Annotated in this window: 1 protein-coding gene; it reads left to right on the plus strand. The window is 61.0% G+C overall.

From position 1 onward, the window contains the following. A partial coding sequence (gene tssI / locus H3Z84_RS01635; protein ID WP_199456021.1) for a type VI secretion system tip protein TssI/VgrG occupies nt 1–546 on the plus strand: 546 nt, incomplete at both ends.

Consider the following 546-nt stretch of genomic DNA (forward strand, 5'->3'; position numbering starts at 1 on the left):
CACCGGGAAGATTATCAGCATTACGATTATCCCGGCCGCTACAAAGCCGACGCCAGTGGCCAACCGTTCACCCAGGCCAGACTGGACGCCCTGAGAAACGACGCCTCCCTCGCCAAGGGCAAAAGCAACCGCCCGGACTTCACCCCCGGTGCCAAAGTGGAATTGCAGGAACACGACAGCCACAGCCTGAACCGGGAATGGCTGCTCACAGCAATCACCCACACCGGCAAACAGCCCCAGGCGATGGAAGAAGAGGGTGGCAGCGAACCCGCCAGTTACCACAACGAATTCACCGCCATTCCGGCCGATAAAACCTGGCGGCCCCTGTGCGAACACAAACTGATGATGGACGGCCCCCAGATGGCCCTCGTCACCGGCCCCGAGGGTGAAGAAATCCACTGCGACCAGTACGGCCGGGTGAAAGTCCGATTCCCGTGGGATCGCTATTCAAAAAATGATGAACACAGCAGCGCCTGGCTGCGCGTCGCCCAGGGCTGGGCCGGCGGCCAATACGGCTTTATGGCCCTGCCCAGAATCGGCAACGAA

It is taken from the genome of Marinobacter sp. bablab_jr003 (assembly GCF_016464245.1).
In the GTDB taxonomy this organism is placed as follows: domain Bacteria; phylum Pseudomonadota; class Gammaproteobacteria; order Pseudomonadales; family Oleiphilaceae; genus Marinobacter; species Marinobacter vinifirmus.